Origin of the sequence: Micromonospora sp. KC723 (assembly GCF_004348595.1) — a bacterium.
GTDB lineage: Bacteria > Actinomycetota > Actinomycetes > Mycobacteriales > Micromonosporaceae > Micromonospora.
Map to the genome: position 1 here is coordinate 37,836 of NZ_SMKD01000015.1, position 18,347 is coordinate 56,182.

At 74.2% G+C, this 18,347-nt stretch carries 11 protein-coding genes; 10 read left to right on the plus strand and 1 reads right to left on the minus strand.

Going from position 1 to position 18,347, the window contains the following annotated elements:
• Positions 1-61 precede the first annotated feature (61 nt).
• From E1165_RS06065 to E1165_RS06100, 8 genes are all read left to right on the plus strand, one after another.
• The gene (locus tag E1165_RS06065) at positions 62-838 is read left to right on the plus strand and encodes an ABC transporter ATP-binding protein (protein ID WP_243704613.1); all 777 of its coding nucleotides are present in this window, start codon (positions 62-64) and stop codon (positions 836-838) included.
• The gene (locus tag E1165_RS30470; RefSeq protein ID WP_132388544.1) at positions 835-3,399 is read left to right on the plus strand and encodes an ABC transporter permease; all 2,565 of its coding nucleotides are present in this window, start codon (positions 835-837) and stop codon (positions 3,397-3,399) included. Before E1165_RS06065 ends, E1165_RS30470 begins: the two co-directional genes overlap by 4 nt.
• An 84-nt stretch (positions 3,400-3,483) precedes the next feature.
• A complete protein-coding gene (locus tag E1165_RS06075; RefSeq protein WP_132388546.1) occupies positions 3,484-3,945 on the plus strand; it encodes an SRPBCC family protein in 462 nt (153 codons plus the stop codon).
• Entirely contained in the window at positions 3,942-4,322 is a 381-nt protein-coding gene (locus E1165_RS06080; RefSeq protein WP_132388548.1) for a helix-turn-helix domain-containing protein, read from the plus strand. The genes E1165_RS06075 and E1165_RS06080 overlap by 4 nt, the downstream gene beginning before the upstream one ends.
• A gap of 52 nt (positions 4,323-4,374) precedes the next feature.
• Entirely contained in the window at positions 4,375-4,626 is a 252-nt protein-coding gene (locus E1165_RS06085) for a hypothetical protein (protein WP_243704614.1), read from the plus strand.
• Between the two features lie 160 nt (positions 4,627-4,786).
• Positions 4,787-5,251: a helix-turn-helix transcriptional regulator gene (locus E1165_RS06090; protein WP_132388550.1), complete on the plus strand. Its 465-nt coding sequence runs from the start codon at positions 4,787-4,789 to the stop codon at positions 5,249-5,251.
• Between the two features lie 5 nt (positions 5,252-5,256).
• Positions 5,257-5,667, plus strand: a complete 411-nt coding sequence (locus E1165_RS06095) for a VOC family protein (protein WP_132388552.1) — start codon at positions 5,257-5,259, stop codon at positions 5,665-5,667.
• A 142-nt stretch (positions 5,668-5,809) separates the two neighbouring features.
• Positions 5,810-8,200 carry an excinuclease ABC subunit UvrA gene (locus tag E1165_RS06100; protein ID WP_132388554.1) on the plus strand — a complete coding sequence of 797 codons (2,391 nt, stop codon included), beginning with the start codon at positions 5,810-5,812 and terminating at the stop codon, positions 8,198-8,200.
• A 91-nt stretch (positions 8,201-8,291) separates the two neighbouring features.
• On the opposite strand, the gene E1165_RS06105 is transcribed toward E1165_RS06100, so the two are convergent.
• On the minus strand, positions 8,292-11,144 hold the full coding sequence (locus E1165_RS06105; protein WP_132388556.1) for a condensation domain-containing protein: 2,853 nt from the start codon (positions 11,142-11,144) through the stop codon (positions 8,292-8,294).
• Between the two features lie 140 nt (positions 11,145-11,284).
• Between E1165_RS06105 and E1165_RS06110 the strand changes: the two genes are divergently transcribed.
• Together E1165_RS06110 and E1165_RS06115 are read left to right on the plus strand one after the other, a co-directional pair.
• Positions 11,285-16,816, plus strand: coding sequence for a non-ribosomal peptide synthetase/MFS transporter (locus E1165_RS06110; protein ID WP_243704615.1), 5,532 nt, complete (start codon positions 11,285-11,287; stop codon positions 16,814-16,816).
• A 1-nt stretch (position 16,817) separates the two neighbouring features.
• A complete protein-coding gene (locus E1165_RS06115; RefSeq protein ID WP_165945156.1) occupies positions 16,818-18,332 on the plus strand; it encodes a class I adenylate-forming enzyme family protein in 1,515 nt (504 codons plus the stop codon).
• Positions 18,333-18,347: the final 15 nt, after the last annotated feature.

Sequence of the window (18,347 nt, forward strand, 5' to 3'; positions counted from 1 at the left end):
GTGGGTGCGGCGCACCGGCCGGCAGGCTACTGGCGACACAACCCGAGGATACGGAGGAACGGTGCGTACCGAGTCGTTTCAGCAAGTCCCGTCGGCCCGGTCCGGCGCGGCCGTCGCCGTCGCGGCGGTCGATCTGGTGAAGGTGTACGGCGTAGGAGAGACGGCGGTGCGCGCGCTGGACGGCGTCACGGTCAGTTTCGCCCGAGCCCGGTTCACCGCCATCATGGGCCCCTCCGGATCCGGGAAGTCCACGCTCATGCACTGCCTGGCCGGGCTCGACCAGGCCACGTCGGGGCAGGCGCTGCTCGGTGGCACGGACCTGACCGTTCTTCCCGACCGGGTGCTCACCCGGGTGCGCCGCGAACGGGTCGGGTTCGTCTTCCAGTCGTTCAACCTCCTTCCGCAGCTGACCGCGCGACAGAACATCACGCTTCCGCTCGACCTGGCCGGGCGACGGCCGGACCCGGCCCGCTTCGACGACCTCGTCACCGCGCTGGGCCTGGGCGACCGGCTGGGTCACCGGCCCAGCGAGCTGTCCGGCGGGCAGCAGCAGCGGGTGGCGCTGGCCCGCGCGCTGGTCGCCGAGCCCGACGTGGTCTTCGCCGACGAACCGACCGGTGCCCTGGACTCCCGGACGGGAGCGGAGGTGCTCGAACTGCTGCGCGGGTCCGTCCGGCAGTTCGGCCAGACCGTCGTGATGGTCACCCACGATCCGGGCGCCGCGGCGTACGCGGACCGGGTGGTCGTGCTGGCCGACGGCCGAATCGCCGGCGAGATCGACAGTCCGGACCCGCGGTCGGTGACCGAGGCCCTGCGCCGGCTGGCGGTGCCGGCATGATTCTGCGTACCCAACTGAGCGCACTTGCGCGCCGCCCCGCCCGGGCGCTGCTGACCGGTATGGCGCTGACCATCGCGGCGTGCGCCGTCTTCGGTACGGCCCTGTCGCATCAGGTCGTGCGGCAGGTGGCCGTGGAGCGGCTCAGCCAGACCCCCGCGACGACGGACCTGGTCGTGACGGCCACTCCGACACTCGACACGCTGCGGAAGGTCCGCGCGGTGCCGGGCGTGGCCGAGGCGGTCGGCCGCGTGGACGGCTACGTCGAACTGGAGCGGATCTCGTCCGCCTACCTCCAGGTCAACGCCGACCCGGGCAGCGGCCCGCTGGCCAAGGTGCGCCTGACGCGGGGCAGGTATCCGAGCGCGCCTCACGAGCTGGCGGTGACCCGGCGTGCCGCCGACCGGCTGAAGCTGCCCGTCGGGACGGTGGTGAGCCTGCGGCTCGATGCCCCGGACACCAGTGACCCCGACGCTCCGCGCAGGAGCGTACGGGCGACCGTCACCGGCCTGGTGGAGGCGGCTGACGACGGCTTGGAGGCGGCGTACACCACGGATGCCTTCGCCGCCCAGCTGGCGGTGGTGGACCGGTGGAGGCAGATCGACGTGCGCGTCGCGCCCGGGGTGTCCCTGGACGCCGTGCGGGCGGGCCTGGCGGCGGTGGTCGACTCCGACGCGAGCGACAGCATCGTCACGGGTGCGCAGGCCCGCGTCAGGGAGCAGAAGGAGACGCTGGTCGACATCGACGTCGTCTTCGTCGCCATGTCGCTGTTCGTGGTGCTCGCCGTCATCGCCGCCGCGCTGGTGACCGCCTCCACGTTCCGCATCGTCTTCGCCCAGCGCCTGCGCCAGCTGGCGCTGCTGCGGGCCGTCGGCGCGGACCGTCGCGTGCTGGCCAGGGCCCTCGCCGCCGAGGGGGCCCTCACCGGGATGGTGGCCGGGGTGCTCGGGGTGCTCGCCGCCTCGGCGCTGGGGCTGCTCGTGCCCCTGGTGCTGCGCGGTTTCGGCATCGACGTGCCCCGGCCCGGCTTCCCGGTCGGCACCGCCGTCGCGGTGGTGGCCGGCACGGTGCTGGTCACGATGCTCACCGTGCTCGCGCCCGCGTTCGCGGCGGCCCGCGTCGCGCCGTTGGAAGCGCTGCGCACGGCGAGCACGACCGCCGGCCGGCGGGGGATCGGCGGCGTCCGCGCCGTCGTCGGCGCGCTCCTCGCCGGCGGGGCCGTTCTCAGCGGCGCTGTCGCCGCGGCCTCCCTCAACGGAAGCCGCAGCCCCGGCCAGGGCACGATGGTGCTGATGTTGGTGCTGTGCTCGTTCGTCCTGGCGTTCCTGGCCCTCATCGCGCTCGGGCCGGTGGTGGTACGGCCGGTGCTCGCGGTGGTGAGCTGGCCGTTGCGGCAACGGGGAGCGACCGGCCGGCTGGCCGCCAGCGGGGTGGGCGCCGCGCCGCGCCGCGCCGCGGCCGTCAGCACGGTCGTCGCGCTCGGCGTCGCCCTCATCGCCCTCACCCTGGTCGTCGGGGCCACCACGCAGGCGGCGGCGGACCGGCAGGCCGCCTCGGTGGCCCCCGAGGACTTCAACGTGGTCGCCGACGACGGCGCCGTCGTGCCGGACAGCGTCATCCAGGCGGCGCGGGCGCGTGCGGAACTGACCGCTGTGGTGCCGTACCGCACCGCCACGGTCCGGGTCGGCGCGTCGAGGTCCGATGTCATGGCCACCGACCTCGACCTGCGTCAGCTCGGGGCCCGGGGACCGCAGCCGGAGCCGCGACCCGCTTCGGAGCCGGGCCAGCCGCAGGCCCGACCGGCGACGGACGCGCCGGATACGGTCGGCTCACGACGTGTCGCGATGGACCAGGCGGTGGCCCGGGCGGCAGGGGTACGGTCCGGCGACTCCGTCACCATCATGCTGGGCCAACGCACGCTCGACGTCCGGGTCGCCGTGATCCTTGACGCCACCCCGCTGGGAGCCGGGATCATCGTCAGCCCGACCGACCTGGACCAGCTCGGTGTCCCGCGCGGCCCCACCGGGTTGCTGGCCGACGCGGCACGCCCCGGGGAGCAGGGCCGCACCGCGGCCTACCAGGCGTTGGCGGCCATCAGCCCGGCTGATCAGGGACTCCGGTTGGCGGTGCTCGCCGACCAGCGGGACCAGACGCGCGAGGAGACGGACGTGTTGATCCTGGTTCTCCTGGCCCTGATCAGCCTCACGGTGGCCGTGGCGGTCGTCGGCGTGGGCATCACCGCCGCGTTGTCGGTGGTGGAGCGGGTCCGCGAGTCCGGGCTGCTGAGGGCGGTCGGCATGTCCCGGGGCGGGCTCACCGCCATGCTGACCACCGAGGCGGCGTTGTACGGCGTGCTGGGCGCCACGCTCGGCGTCCTGCTGGGGTTGCCGTACGCCGCGATGTCGATCAAGACCTTCGACAGCACCGTGCCGGTGGAGATTCCGTTCGGTCAGCTCGCCGCCACCGTGGCGGTCCTGACTGCTCTCACCGCACTGGCCGGACTGCTTCCGGCCCGCCGCGCCGCGCGGTTGAGCCCGATGGAGGCACTCGCCACGGACGGCTGACGGAGGTGAATGTGCAACCGATGGTTGCTCTAGGTCGGTTCTCCGGGTACGGTCATGAGCAACCAAACGTTGCAGGAGGGTGTCATGGAGTTCGGGAGCATCGAGCGCGAGATCTACGTCGAGGCCTCACCCGAGATCGTGTTCGAGGTGGTGAGCAGCCCCGACCACCTCAAGCGGTGGTGGCCGGACGACGCCCGGTACGACCCGACGCCCGGGTCGGTGGGGGAGATCGTCTTCGGCGACCGCGACGCCGGCGGCACGGTGGTGCCGTTCACCGTCGTCGACGCGCGACCGCCGAGGACGTTCTCCTTCCGCTGGACCCACCCCGCCGACGAGGTCGCCGCCGAGGGCAACTCCCTGCTGGTCACCTTCGACCTGACCCCGTCGGGCGGTGGGACGCTGCTGAGGATGACCGAGACCGGCTTCCGCGAGATGGGCTGGGAGGTCGCCGTCCTGGAGCAGGAGTACCAGGGGCACCTCACCGGCTGGGACTTCTACCTGTCGCGGCTGGCGCCGTACGTCGCGACCCTGGAGGTGCGGCGGTGAGCCCCGCGGTGGCGGAGAAGGTCGACGACGACCTCTGGTCCGCGATCGGGGACCCGACCCGGCGGCTTGTGCTCGATCTGCTGCTCGTCGACGGTGCCGGGACCGCGACCACGCTGAGTCAGCAGATGCCGGTCACCCGTCAGGCGGTGGCCAAGCACCTCGGCGTCCTCGACCGGGTCGGCCTGGTCCGGGCGACGCCGGCGGGCCGGGAGAAGCGGTACCGGGTGGACGAGGCGCAGCTCGCCCGCGCGGCGGCGCAGCTGTCGTCGGTCGGGTCGGCGTGGGATGCCCGGCTGCGGCGGATCAAGCGGATCGCCGAGGCGATCCAGCGCAGCCAGCAGGACCAACAGCGAGACCGACCGGACCGGGGAGAGTAGGGATGCCGGACATTCGGCACAGGGTGGGGGCCAGGACCCGACGCCGGAGAAGGTGTACGACGCGCTGACGACCGTCGGGGGCCTCGCCGGCTGGTGGACCGACGACACGAAGGGCGGGGACCTCCGCCAGGACGGCGACCACACGACCGTGCTGTTCACGCACCGGGGCTGGCGGGAGCCGGTGGAGTTCATGCACCACCGCGGCACCAGGTGGGCCACCTGCCTGATGAGCCCCAGGTCGCTGGTGGAACCGGTGAGGGCGCACCGGCGCCACGGGACGTGTGGATCAGCGACCTGGCACTGACGCGCCCACCGGGTCACCACGACCGGAACCCGTGTGCCGGCACGGCCTGACGACGGCGTCCCCGGTGGCCGCGACACGAGTGTCGCGGCCACCGGGGAGGCCGTACGCGCGGGTGACAGTGCGGGGTGGGGCGCGGGCGATGGCGGTACGAGGTGGCACGATGTCGCGGGTGACCAGCAGGGGCCCTACGGCGCAGGCGCAGCGCCTGCGCGACCTCGCGCGGCTGCGCCGCGTCCGCGACCGGATCGACCGGGAGTACGCGCAGCCGTTGGACGTCGAGGCGCTCGCCCGCGGGGTGAACATGTCGGCCGGGCACCTCAGTCGCGAGTTCCGGCTCGCCTACGGTGAGTCGCCGTACGCCTATCTGATGACGCGGCGCGTCGAACGCGCGATGGCGCTGCTGCGCCGGGGCGATCTCAGCGTCACCGAGGTCTGTTTCGCGGTCGGCTACGCGTCGCTGGGCACCTTCAGCACCCGCTTCACCGAGTTGGTCGGTGTGCCGCCGAGCACCTACCGGCGGGAGGCGGCCCGTGCCACGGCGGGCATGCCGTCGTGCGTGGCGAAACAGGTGACCAGACCGATCAGGAATCAAGAAGCGGGGGGCACGCGCCCGCACCTAGCCTGACCGCCATGGACATCACCATTCACACCAGCTTCCTGCCGCACGACGACCCGGACGCGTCCCTGGCCTTCTACCGCGACACCCTCGGCTTCGAGGTCCGCGCCGACGTCGGACAGGGCAGGATGCGCTGGATCACGGTCGGCCCCGCCGGTCAGCCCGACACGTCCATCCTCCTGGCGCCGCCGGCCACCGACCCCGGCGTCACCGAGGATGAGCGCCGCACCATCGCGGAGATGATGGCCAAGGGCACCTACGGCTGGATCCTGTTGGCCACCCGCGACCTCGACGGCACCTTCGAGAAGGTGCAGGCCGGCGACGCCGAGGTCGTCCAGGAGCCGACCGAGCAGCCGTACGGCATCCGTGACTGCGCCTTCCGCGACCCCGCGGGTAACTTGATCCGCATCCAGGAGCTGCGCTGAGCGGTCCGGTGACCAGTCGGACGGCGGATCATCGCCGCGACCGCGCCGACAACCGGACGCACCGCGCGCAACGTCCAGGACCGGCCCGGGTGAGGCCGACGGAGACCGCCACAGTGGCCCGCGTAACACAGATGGAGACACGATGAGCATGGCCACGAGGCCGGACCCGGGGTCGTCGACGCCGCACGACGCCGACAGCCACGACCTGATCCGCGTGCACGGCGCACGGGAGAACAACCTCAAGGACATCAGCGTCGAGATTCCGAAGCGCCGGCTGACGGTGTTCACCGGTGTCTCCGGCTCGGGCAAGAGCTCGCTGGTGTTCAGCACCATCGCCGCGGAGTCGCAGCGGATGATCAACGAGACCTACAGCGCCTTCGTGCAGGGCTTCATGCCGACGCTGGCCAGGCCCGAGGTCGACGTCCTCGAAGGGCTGACCACCGCGATCATCGTCGACCAGGAGAGGATCGGCGGCGACCCCCGGTCCACGGTCGGCACCGCCACCGACGCCAACGCGTTGCTGCGCGTCCTCTTCAGCCGGCTCGGGCAGCCGCACATCGGCGGACCCCAGGCGTTCTCGTTCAACGTCGCCTCGGTACGGGCCAGCGGCGCGATCACCGTCGAGCGCGGTGACCGCCAGACCGTGCGGAAGACCTACTCCGTCACCGGCGGCATGTGTCCGCGCTGCGAGGGCCGGGGCGCGGTCTCCGATATCGACCTCACCCAACTCTTCGACGACTCCAAGTCGATCGCCGAGGGGGCCATCACGATCCCCGGCTGGAAGACGGACAGCTTCTGGACCGTACGGATCTACGCCGAGTCCGGCTTCCTCGACCCGAACAAGCCGATCCGCGCCTTCACGAAGAGGGAGATGCACGACTTCCTCCACCGGGAGCCGACCAAGGTGAAGGTCGAGGGCGTGAACCTCACCTATGAGGGGCTGATCCCCAAGGTTCAGAAGTCGTTCCTGACCAAGGACCGGGAGGCGATGCAGCCGCACATCCGGGCGTTCGTGGACCGGGCGGTCACCTTCACCGCCTGTCCCGAGTGCGGCGGCACCCGGCTCAGCGAGGCCGCCCGGTCGTCGCGGATCGGCGGCGTCAACATCGCCGACGCCTGCGCGACGCAGATCAGCGACCTGGCCGAGTGGGTGCGCGGCCTCGACGAGCCGTCGGTGGCGCCGCTGCTCGCCACGCTCGGGCGGACCCTCGACTCGTTCGTGCAGATCGGGCTGGGCTACCTCTCGCTCGACCGGCCGTCGGCCACCCTGTCCGGCGGCGAGGCGCAGCGCACCAAGATGGTCCGCCACCTCGGCTCCTCGCTCACCGACGTCACCTACGTCTTCGACGAGCCCAGCATCGGCCTGCACCCCCACGACATCCAGCGGATGAACACCCTGCTGCTACGGCTGCGCGACAAGGGCAACACGGTGCTCGTCGTGGAGCACAAGCCCGAGACGATCGGGATCGCCGACCACGTCGTCGACCTCGGCCCCGGCGCCGGCGTGGCGGGCGGTACGGTCTGCTTCGAGGGCACCGTCGCGGGGTTGCGGGCGAGTGGCACGCTCACCGGCCGCCATCTCGACGACCGGGCCACCCTCAAGGCCACCGTACGCGAGCCCACCGGAGCCCTGGAGATCCGCGGCGCCGACGCGCACAATCTGCGCGACGTCGACGTCGACATCCCGCTCGGGGTGCTCGTCGTCGTCACCGGCGTCGCCGGATCCGGCAAGAGTTCGTTGGTGCACGGGTCGATCCCGGCCGGCGCGGGGGTGGTGTCGGTCGACCAAGGTACGATCCGGGGCTCGCGTCGCAGCAACCCGGCGACGTACACCGGACTGCTCGACCCGATCCGCAAGGCGTTCGCGAAGGCCAACGGCGTGAAGCCGGCACTGTTCAGCGCGAACTCCGAGGGTGCCTGCCCCGTCTGCAACGGCGCCGGCGTCAGCTACACGGACCTGGGGATGATGGCCGGTGTCGCGACGGTCTGCGAGGAGTGCGAGGGGAAGCGGTTCCAGGCGGCGGTGCTGGAGTACAGGCTCGGTGGCCGCGACATCAGCGAGGTGCTCGCGATGTCGGTGACCGAGGCCGCCGGGTTCTTCGGTGCGGGCGAGGCCCGCACCCCGGCCGCGTCGGCCATCCTCGACCGGCTCGCCGATGTCGGGCTCGGCTACCTCAGCCTCGGGCAGCCGCTCACCACACTCTCCGGGGGCGAGCGGCAACGGCTCAAGTTGGCCACCCACATGGCCGCCAAGGGTGGCGTCTACGTCCTCGACGAACCGACCGCCGGCCTCCACCTCGCCGACGTCGAGCAGTTGCTCGGCCTGCTCGACCGCCTCGTTGACTCCGGTAAGTCGGTCATCGTCGTCGAGCACCACCAGGCGGTCATGGCGCACGCGGACTGGATCATCGACCTCGGTCCCGGAGCCGGCCACGACGGCGGCCGGATCGTCTTCGAGGGCACCCCGGCCGACCTGGTCGCCGCCCGTTCCACCCTCACCGGCGAGCACCTCGCGGCCTACGTCGGCGCCTGACCGACCCCCTCGACAGGCCGCGACCGGCGGCCCGGGACGGTCGCGTCGGCGTTCGGGCCACCGACCAGCGAACCGGCCGGCCGGTTCGGCGTCACCGGCCCGACGGCCCCGCCGACGCCGAGGTCGCCGTGCCCGCGGACCACGGCCAGGGCACATCGCCGAAGGCCGCCTCGACCAGCAGCGCCTCGACGCCACGCAGCAGCCCCTCGGCCCGCGCCTCCGGCAGGTACCGGGTGTCGGCGGTGACGACCAGCTCGACCGCGCCGGGGGCGTCGCGCACCTGCAGGCGGCAGCGCCAGGGGAAGTCCGCCAGCTCCGGCAACCACCGGAAGACGCTGCGGGCCACCATGGTCCGCACGCCGGCCTCGTCCGGGCCGGCGGTCGAGGGGCGGGCGGGGCGCGACAACCGGGCGTCGTTGAGGTAGCAGAACGGGGCAAGGAAGCTCCGGTGATCGTGGCCCAGGTCGGTGACCGCGCGTTCCCACCCGGCCGGGTCGTAGTAGGCGTGCCGGTAGGCGTCCAGGGCCGCGCGTCGCGCGCGGGACAGCAACTCGGCGAAGCCGGGCCGGCCGGCCAGGTCCACCCGGCAGAACCCGATCTGGTTCAGGGTGCCGACGGCGCGGTCGTGGTCGGGCTGGAAGCGGTTGTTGGCCATGACGACGATCCCGCAGGCGTCCCGCCCGCCCGCGTCCAACCCGGCGGCGGTCGCCGCGAGCAGGGCGTCGGAGGTGCTCACCCGGTGCCGGGCCGCCACCAGAGCCGCCGCGTGGCGCAGCGCCACGGACACCAGCGAACCACGTAGGTGCCGGGCCGCCGCCGAGGACTGCTCCGGTTCGGCCAGGTTCCCGGTGAGGCCGGCCACCTGCCGGACCCAGTACGCCACCGCCCGCTGCGAGCGCCGTACCCCGACGTGGCGTTCCCGTTCGGCGAGGTCCAGCGACTGGAGGCCGGGCGGCGTGTCCAACGTCCCGCGCAGCAGGAGCACCCGCAGGTCACGCAGCACGGTGTCGGCGGCGTGCAGGTCCACCACGGAGTGGCTGAACACCGCGACGAGCTGCCGTACCTGGTCGTCGACCGTGACCAGCGCGACCCGCAGCGGCCACTCGGCGACGTGGTCGAAACGCGGCTCGCGCAGCCTGGCGGTCAGCGCGGCCGCGGCACGCCCGCCGTCCGGGTCGTCGACCGGACGAGCCACGGCATGGACGAGGACCGGCAGCCGGCCCGTCGCCGCCGCCTCCTGGTGCAGCTCCCGGTCACGAAGGCGGAACCGGGTACGCAGCGACTCGTGCCGGGCGACCAGCGCGCCGACGGCACGCAGCGCCCGGGGCACGTCGACGTCGGCCCGTGCGGCGACCGCCAGGGTGCGGGAAAGGCCCAGCACCCGGTACGCGGCGGGGGAACGGAACTCCTCGACGGTGCGCCACATGGCGCGCTGCCCCCAGGTCAGCGGCGCGCTCGCGGCGCGTCCGTGGTGGAACGGCGCGTACGCCACCTGCTCGGCGCCCGTCGTGTCGGGGGCGACCGGGCCGGCGGCGGCCGGAACCCCGGCGGGGGCGGCCGACCACGGCCACGGCACCACCGTGAAGGCCGCCTCGACGAGCAGCTCCTCCAGCCCGCGCAGGAACGGCTCGACGGCGTCCATCGGTAGGTGGCGGGTGTCGGCGGTGAGCGTGACACCGACCCCGGCCGGCTCGTCGACCACGTGGGTCAGCAGGTGCCAGGACGCCTGGTGCAGGCCGGCCGTCCAGGAGAAGGTGCTGCCCGCCATGGCGGCCCGCAGCTCCTCCCGGGTCGCCCGAGGCGCCCGGTCGGCGCCGCCGGTGGGCAGCCGGACGTCGTTGAAGTAGTAGTACGGCCGAAACGCCGAGTCGATGTCGACGCCCCGGGCCGCGAAGGCGTGGCGCAGCGCCGACGGCTCGTAGTAGGCGTGCCGCAGACCGTCCAGGGACGCGGCCCACACACGGGACACCAGCTCGCCGAAGTCGGGACGCCCGGTCAGGTCCACCACGCAGAAGCCGATCTGGCCGAGGTTGGCGACCGCGTCGGCGTACTCGGCACGGAACCGGTTGTGGGCCATCGGGAACAGGCCGCACAGCTCGCGGCCCGAGTCCCGGGCCGCCACCGCGGCGAACCCGGCTAGCAGCACCGCCGACACGCTGACCCGCCGCCGGGCGGCGATCAGTCGGGCGGCGGCGCCGATGGCGGAGGAGACCAGGACGCCCCGGCGCAGCGGGGGGTCGAGCCCCGGCCCGGTCGGGGCCCACGGCTGGTCGGGCAGGCGCGCGAACTCCCGCAGCCAGTACGCCACGGCCCGCTCCGAGCGGCGCCGGTCGGCCCCGTGCTGGCGGCGGGCCACCTCCGCCGACTGCGGGCCGGGTGGCGTGGACAGGGCGCCCCGGAGCAGGAGCAGCCGCAGGTCGCGGAGCACCACCTCGGCGGCGTGCGCGTCCACGGTGGTGTGGCTGAACACCACCACGACCTGCCGTACCCGGCTGTCCACGGTGACCAGCGCGACGCGCAGCGGCCACTCCTCGGCATGGTCGAACGCGACGTCGCCGAGGCGGCCGGCGGCCTCCCGGGCGGCCCCTGACCCGTCCTCCACACCGGGGTGCACCAGCAGCGGCAGCACCCCGGCCACCGCCGTCTCCTGGCGCGGCTCGCCGTCGCGGATCCGCAGCCGGGTGCGCAGCGCGCCGTGGCGGCCGACCAGCTCGCCCACCGCGCGGGCCGCGGCGGCCACGTCCACGCCGGCCCGCGCGGACAGCGCCACCGTCCGCCGCAGGTTGAGGAAGCGGTGGTTGGAACCGAACCGGCTGATCGACCGCCACAGCACCTGCTGTGCCCAGGTCAGCGGCGCCGTCTGGGCCCCGGCGCCGGTGAACTCGGCGGGCACGAGGGCCGCCGACGCCCACTCGGCGGGCACCACCACGTCGGTGAATCGCATTCCCGACCGTACGACGGCCGGCGCCCCGGCCGGATCGCTCGATCATGTCTTCCACAGTGGACCGATCAGCCGATCCATTGCGTTGGTTGCGGCATGCACACTACTGGCTCCCGTCCGTCACCGCACCGAGAAGGTACCGCGTGACCAACGTCGACGTACCGCCGCGGAGCCCCGCCCCCGCGCCGACCGCGACCCGGCCTGCCGCAGACCCCCGCCTGTCGTTCGGCCAGGAACGGATCTGGTTCACCGAACAGCTCACCCCCGGCACCGCCGCGTACGTCATCCACTCGACCACCCGGCTGCGCGGGCCGCTCGACGTCGACCTGCTGCGCGCAGCCCTCGACGCCACCGCCGACCGGCACGACAGCCTGCGCATGCGGTTCACCGAGAACGCCGACGGGGAACCCGTCGTGCACGTGCTCCCGCGGGTGCGGGTGCCGGTCACCGTCACCGCGGCGCCGTCGGAGGCCGCCGCCCGCGCGCTGGTGGCCGCGTCCGTCGCCACCCCCTTCGATCTCCACCACGCCCCGTTGCTGCGCGTCCTCGTCGTGCGGCTCGGCGACGAGGAGCACCTCGTGCACCTCGCGACGCACCACATCGTCAGCGACGGCTGGTCGCTGAACCTGCTCCTCGGCGAGGTCGCCGCCACCTACGCCGCGCTGCGCGACGGCGGCGCCCCGCCTGCGGCACCGGCCGTCGGCTACGTCGACTACGCCGCGTGGCAGCGGGACCGGCTCGACGGCCCGGCCACCGGCGAGGGCTTCGCGTACTGGACCGGTGCGCTGGTCGGCGTGCCCCCGCTGGAGCTGCCCACCGACCGGCCCCGGCCGGCCGTGCAGTCGTACACCGGCGACACCCACCGCTTCACCCTCGACGCCGAGCTCACCGACGGCCTGCGCCGGCTCAGCCGCGTCCACCGGGCCACCCTCTACATGACCCTGCTCACCGGTTTGCAGGCCGTGCTGTTCCGGTACAGCGGCCAGCGCGACTTCGCCATCGGGTCCCCGGTCGCCGGCCGGGTGGTGCCCGAACTGGAGAACCTCGTCGGTCTCTTCGTCAACACCCTCGCCCTGCGTGCCGACCTCTCCCCGGTCGCGGCCACCGCCGACGCCCCGGCCACCGAGCCCAGCTTCGCGGCCCTGCTGCGGCGCACCCGCACCACCGTGGTCCGGGCCCTGGCGCACCAGGAGATCCCGTTCGAACGGCTGGTCAGGGAGCTGCACGTGGCCCGCGACGTCAGCCGTTCCCCGGTGTTCCAGGTGCTGTTCACCCTGCAGAACTACGCCCGCGGTGGCGAACACTGGCCCGCCGGCCTGCACGCCGAGGGCGTCGGCACCGACGCCGCCACCGCCCGCTTCGACCTGTCGTTCTACGTCAGCGAGACCCCGGACGGCCTGCGCGGCATGGTCGTCTACCAGACCGGCCTGTTCGACGCCGCGACCGTTCGCCAGCTGACCGACAGCTTCGAGACGCTGTTGCGTGCCGCGGTCGCCCGGCCGGACCTGCCCGTCGTCGACCTGGACCTGCTCGGCCCCGCCGAGCGGGACCGGATGCTCGCGCTCGCCCGGTCGGGGCGGGGTGACGCCGAGGCTGACCATCCACCCGCCGGCGCCGGTGTCACCGGCCGGGCGGACACCCTGGCCGACCTCATCACCCCCTTCGTCACCGCCACGCCCGACGCGCCGGCCGTGGTCCGGGGGGCGGACACGCTCACCTACCGGGAGCTCGACCGGCGGGCGAACCGGCTGGCCCACCTGCTGCGCGCCCGGGGCGTCGGTCCGGACCGGCTGGTCGGGGTCCTGCTGGAGCAGTCCGTCGACCTGGCCGCGGCGCTGCTCGGAGTGCTCCGCGCCGGCGGCGCGTACCTGCCGCTGGATCCGGAGCAGCCGGCCGCCCGGCTGGCCGTGATGCTCGCCGACGCCCGCCCGACGGTGGTGCTCACCGACGCGGAGCTGCGGGAGCGGCTGCCCGCCGACGCCCCGGCGGTGTGCCTCGACGGGCTCGCCGTCGAGGCCGCGGCGGCACCCGACACCCCACCGGAGGCCGGGACGACCGGCGAGAACCTCGCGTACGTCATCTACACCTCCGGGTCCACCGGCACGCCGAAGGGCGTCGCGGTGGCGCACCGACAGGTGCTGCGCTACCTCGACGGGGTGGCCGACCGGTTCGGTGTCGTTCCGGCCGCCCGGTACGGGCTGATGCAGTCCATGTCGTTCGACTTCAGCGTCACCCTGTTCTACCTGGCGCTGGCCACCGGCGGCGCGGTGCACCTGCTGCCGCGCCGCGGCACCGGCGCCGAACTGGCCGCGCGGCTGCGCGCCGGGCGCATCGACTACCTGAAGATCACCCCCTCGCACCTGGCGGCGCTCACCGCCGACGCCGAGCCGGCCGAGCTGCTGCCCGCCCGCGCGCTGATCCTCGGCGGCGAGGCGTCCGACCTGGAGCGCGTCGCTCCGCTCGCCGCCGTCGGTGGGGTCCGGGTCTTCAACCACTACGGCCCCACCGAGGCCACCGTCGGCGTGGCCACCTACGAGGTGGTCGCCGACGGCCCGCGCGCCGGCCCGGTGCCGATCGGGCGGCCCCTGCCGTACGCCCGCGTCTACGTGCTCGACGAGCGGATGCGTCCGGTGCCGGTCGGCGTGCCCGGTGAGCTGTACCTCGGCGGCGACCGGCTCGCCCGCGGCTACCTGAACCGGCCCGACCTCACCGCCGAACGGTTCGTGCCCGACCCGTACGGCCCCCCGGGCGCCCGCCTGTACCGCACCGGCGACCGGGGGCGCTGGAACGCCGACGGGCAGCTGGTCTTCCTCGGCCGGCACGACCACCAGGTGAAGATCCGCGGCTACCGGGTCGAGCTGGGGGAGATCGAAGCCACCCTGCGGGACTGCGCCGGCGTACGGCAGGCGGCGGTGCTGCTGCGCGACGACCGGCTGGTGGCGTACCTGGAGCCGGCGCCCGGCGCGAACCGCCCGGAGCCGGCACGCCTGCGCCGCGACCTCGCCGACCGGCTGCCCGAGCACATGGTGCCGACCCGCTGGATGGTCCTGGACCGGCTGCCGTTGCAGGAGCACGGCAAGGTGGACCGGCGGGCCCTGCCCGAGCCGGGCGACGCGCCGCCGGACGGCGAGCGGGTGGCCCCGGCCGGGCCGGTGGAGGCCCTGGTGGCCGGCATCTGGCAGAGCGTGCTGGGAGTGGCCGACGTCGGCGCCACCGACGACTTCTTCGACCTGGGTGGGCACTCGCTGCTGGCCACCCGGGTGGTGGCCCGGCTGCGCCGGGAGTTGCCCGCCGTGGTCGGCGTCGACGCCCCGGCGGTCAGCGTGATGGACCTGTTCCGCCACCGCACCGTACGCGAGCTCGCCGCCCTCGTCGCCGGGGCCGAGGCCGGACCCGGCGGGCTGCTGCACGAACTGACCCCGCCGGCGCCGCCCGCCGGGCGGGTCGCCACCCTGGTCTGCGTCCCGTACGGCGGGGGCAGCGCCGTGGTGTACCAACCGCTGGCCGACGCGCTGCCGGCCGGGTACCGGCTGCTGTCGGTGGCCATGCCCGGCCACGACATCGGCCTCGCCGACGAGCCCGCGCCCATCGCCGACGTCGCCGCCGACGTCGTCGCGGAGATCCTGGCCCGGGTGGCGGGCCCGCTGATCCTCTACGGACACTGCGGCCCCGGCGGCGCGCTGGCCGTGGAGGTCGCCCGCCGGCTGGAGGCCGCCGGCCGGGACCTGCTGGCGGTGTACCTCGGCGCGGTCTTCCCGTTCGCCCGACCGGCCGGCGGGCCGCTAGGCCCGCTGCTGCGGCTGCGACTGGCCGAACGCCTCCGCAGCGACCGCATCTACCGCACCTGGCTGCAGGCGCAGGGCACCGCCGTCGGGTCGCTCGCGCCCGACGAGGTCCGGTTCCTGATCCGGGCGATGCGGCACGACGCCGAGGTCTCCGAGGACTACTTCACCGAGCTGACACGCCAGCGGGTCACCCCGCTGCGGGCTCCCGTCATCTCGGTGGTCGGCGAGCGCGACCGCAGCACCGACTACCACGAGGAACGGTACCGGGAGTGGCACTTCCTCACCGACCGCACCGCGCTGGCGGTGGTCGACGAGGGCGGGCACTACTTCCTCAAGTACCGGGCCGCCGAACTGGCGGAGATCGTCACCGACGTGCACCGGCGGCTCGACGGGCCGCCACCCGCGCCGACCGACCCGGACGCCACCCGGCCCGCCTGGCAGCTCGCCGCCGTCTCCCGCCGGCCCGCCGGCCCTCCGCCACCGGGCACCGACACCCCGGCGGACGCCGCGCCGCCGCCCAGCATGCGCCGTTTCGGGCTGGTTGCCGCCGGGCAGATCGTCTCCGGCCTGGGCACCGCTCTGACCACCTTCGCGATCCCACTGTGGATCTACACCCAGACCGGGTCGCTCGCCCGGTTCGCGCTGTTCGCCGTGCTCAGCCTGCTGCCCGGCCTGCTCGTCGCGCCGCTGGCCGGGGCGCTGGTCGACCGCTCCAGCCGGCGGCGGGTCCTGCTGCTGGCCAACGCCGCCGCCGGCGGCGCCAACGCGGTGATGGTCGGGCTCGTGCTGGCCGACCGGGCCGAGGTGTGGCAGTTCTACCCACTGACGGCGTGGTTGTCGGTGGCGCTGGCGTTCCAGCGCCTCGCGTTCGTCTCGGCGGTGCCGCAACTGGTGCCCAAGCGCTACCTCGGCCATGCCAACGGTCTCACCCAGACCGCCGTCGGCCTCACCCAGTTCACCGTGCCCTTGCTGGCCGTGGCCCTGTTGCAGGCCGTCGGACTGCGCGGCATCCTGCTCATCGACGTGGCGTCGTACCTGTTCGCGATCGGGGTCCTGGCGGTCGTGCGGTTCCCGCGCACCCTGGCGCTGCGACGGCGCGAGGGCATCGGCGCGGAGATCGTCGCCGGCCTGCGCTACTCGCTGCGCCGCCCGGAGTTCCGCGCCATGCTGGCGTTCTTCGCGGCGCTGAACTTCTTCCTGTTCCCGGTGCTGTTCCTGCTCTCCCCGCTGGTGCTCGGCTTCGCCGACCTGGCCGAGGTGGCCCGGGTCGCGCTCGCCGGCGGGGTGGGTGCGGCCGTCGGTGGCCTGGTGATGCTGGTCTGGGGCGGCCCCCGCCGGCACCGGATGCGCGGGGTGCTGCTGGGCACCTGCGGCATCGGGGCTGCCGCCGTGCTGACCGGGCTGCGACCGAACCTGCTGCTCATCGGTGCCGGCGCGTTCGGCATGTACCTGGCCCTCGGCATCGTCAACGGCGTCTACCACACGATCATCCAGACCAAGGTGCCGGCGCGTGTCCACGGTCGGGTCTTCGCGCTCAACCAGATGGTCGCGCAGTCCACGCTGCCGCTGGGCTGGGGTGTCGTCGCACCGTTCGCCGCCCGGGTCGCCGAGCCGACGCTGCTGCCCGACGGCGCGCTGGCCACCACGGTCGGCGTGGTGATCGGCGTCGGTCCGGGGCGCGGCCACGGCCTGCTGTACGTGCTGTTCGGGTTGTGCATCGTGCTGACGGCGCTGGTGTCGCTGCTCACGCCGACCCTCGCCCGGTTCGACGACGAGGTGCCCGACGCGCCGCCGGACGACCTGGTCGGCATCGAGGAGCGCCGGGCCCGGGTCGCCGGTGCCCCGGACCGCCGGGTGCCGGCCGCCACGGCGGGACGGGAGGCCGCCTGACATGGCTGCCGCGACGGTCACCGGCGGGGCCGCACCCGCGCCGCGTACCCTGCCCGAGCTGCTCGACTGGCGTACCAGCCTGCACCCCGACCAGGTCGCGGTCGAGGTGCACGGCGTGGCGACGCTGACCTTCGCCCAGTGGTCCGCCGGCGCGAACGCCGTCGCCGCCGCGCTGCGGCAGCGGGGACTGGGCCACGGCGACCGCGTCGGGCTGCTGTTCGGCGCCCGCGACTGGACCCGGTTCGCCGTGGCGTACTGCGGGGTGCTGCGGGCCGGCGGTGTCGCCGTGCCGCTGTCCGACCGGCTCGCCGCCGGGCAACTCGGGTACGCCCTGACCCACTGCGCGGCCAGCGCCGTCGTGCACGGCGACGCCACCCCCGCCCCGCCGGTCCCGCCCGGCGTGCCGACCTGGACGGCCAATGACCTGCTCGCCGGTCCCGGATCCGCTCTCGCCCCCGCCGGGCCTCGCCCGGGCGACCTCGCCCAGATCCTCTACACCTCGGGCACCACGGACCGCCCGAAGGGGGTGGCGGCCAGCCACGCCAACCTCACCGTGGGCGCGCCGACCCACCCGCGCCGGCTGGCGCTGGCCCACTCGCGGCGGTTCCTGCACGCGTTCGCGATCGGCACCAACGCCGGACAGACCATGCTGGTCAACGCGCTCACCGCGAAGGCCGCCGCGCTCACCCTGCCCCGGTTCACCCCGGCGCGGTTCGCCCGGCTGGTCGAGGCACCCGGCACCGGGACCGTGTTCGTCGTCCCGTCGATCGCCGTCGAGCTGCTCGACTCCGGGGCGCTGGGCGGGCGCGACACCAGCGGCGTCCAGCTCGTCGGCTCCACCGCCGCCCCGCTCGCCCCGGCGGTCGCGGCCCGGCTGGCCGAGGCGTTCCCGCAGGCCACCGTGGTCAACTACTACACCTCGACCGAGGCGGCCCCGGCCCAGACCACGATGATCTACGACCCGTCCCGTCGGGACGCCGTCGGGCGGCCGGTCGGTGGGCAGTTGATGGTCGCCGACGCCGACGGGAACCCACTGCCCGCCGGGACTACCGGCGACGTGTGGCTGCGCTCGCGTCACCCCCGCGCGTACTACCGGGACGAGGCGGCCAACCGGGCGACGTTCCGCGACGGGTGGGTCCGGATGGGCGACGTCGGCCGGATGGACGCCGACGGCTACCTGTACCTCACCGACCGGCACCAGGACGTCATCAAGACCGGCGCGTTCAAGGTCTCCACCATCGAGGTCGAGGCCGCCCTGCACGAGCACCCGCTGGTGGCGGAGGCGGCCGTCGTCGGCGTACCGCACCCGGTGCTCGGCTCTGCCGTGGCCGCCGCCGTCGTGCCCCGACCGCCGGCCGGCCCGGCCGGGCTGTCCCTGCCGGTGCTGCGCGGATTCCTCGCCGACCGGCTGGCCGACCACCAGCTGCCAGCCCGGCTGCTGCTGCTGGACCGGCTGCCCCGCAACGAGGGCGGCAAGGTGCTCAAGCGGCAGCTCACCGACCTTTTCGACAACTGACCACCAGCACGACCA